Here is a 1,284-nt window from a genome sequence, read left to right on the forward strand (position 1 = left end):
AGAATAAAAATTGCCTTGGAAATTTTATTAGAAAACCCACTACCGGAAAATCAAAAGAAACTGCGTGCATTTCATAAGCGAATGATAAAGCACAAAGAATATATTCTTACTTTTCTGTATCATTTCCATGTGCCTGCTGACAATAACGCATCGGAAAGAGCAATTAGGAATGTGAAAGTGAAACAAAAAGTATCCGGTCAGTTCAAAACTGAAAATGGTGCACAAGTCTATGCGGTCATACGATCAGTAACTGACACCTGTATTAAAAACGGACAAAACATATTCGGCGCTTTTAAAACTATTGCTATATTGAAGCCTGAATAGTTACAAATTTTTATCATATAGAATTTTTGATTTCACGTATGAACTCCTAATTACTACAAAATCTAATAGAAATAATTTTAAAACATAAAGCCAGCCAAAAGCCCTTTTGGCCAAAGCCGTTTAATTAAAATTGACACCTGAGCAGTGCGAGTCCTTAAAACTAAAATTGTGATTTTAAAATTTAAAATCGAGGAAATCAAAATCAATTCTACATGTTGGCAGACTGGCATAATCATAGTTACCGTTGTGCTGATCACCTACATTGCCCTCCCGACAGAACCAGACGATACAATCAAGTTATTGCAAGAGGTTTGGCAAGAATATCATCAGGGGCAATAATTATCCTTAGTTAAAAAACGAGGGCGATTTTTAACTATATTTACACCTGTATTAATATCGAAGGTGTTTTGCGCCCTCGTAAAAACAACCAAAGTATGGAAAATAAGACCTCATATAATCCAAGTATACCATATAATAGCCTACCACTTCTGCCGCCACAAAAAGACATTGAAAGCATAACCATTCTCAAAAAAACCATTACGGCAAGTAGGGCATTATCTGAACTGAAGGGAGCAATAACCAACCTGCCAAACCCTATATTGTTCATTGACACCATCAATTTACAGGAAGCAAGGGCAAGTTCTGCCATTGAGAATATAATAACCACGCAGGATGAATTGTTCAAGGCCTCAATTGCAGAGAAAAAAAATGATAACCCAGCGACCAAGGAAGTAATGCACTATAAGGACGCGCTGTGGTATGGGATGGAAGAAATAAGGAGAAGACCTATGCTCACCACCAATCTTTTCATCGCCATCATGCGGATAATCAAGAAAAATAATTCCGGTATAAGAAACGCTCCCGGCACACAGTTGAAAAATCCTGTGACGAATAAAGTAATCTATACACCACCAGAAGGTGAAAATATTATCAGGGAAAAAGTAAAAATCACACCTTCTT

Annotated in this window: 2 protein-coding genes; both read left to right on the forward strand. The window is 36.6% G+C overall.

The features are described from left to right. On the forward strand, positions 1–324 hold a 324-nt coding region (locus JEM65_RS21095), incomplete at its 5' end, for an IS66 family transposase (protein WP_233530777.1). Between the two features lie 434 nt (positions 325–758). Further along, positions 759–1,284, forward strand: a 526-nt coding sequence (locus JEM65_RS21100; RefSeq protein WP_306465106.1) for a Fic/DOC family N-terminal domain-containing protein, incomplete at its 3' end; no start/stop codon positions are given.

The sequence above is a fragment of the Gelidibacter salicanalis genome, from assembly GCF_016469035.1.
Taxonomy (GTDB): Bacteria; Bacteroidota; Bacteroidia; order Flavobacteriales; family Flavobacteriaceae; genus Gelidibacter; species Gelidibacter salicanalis_A.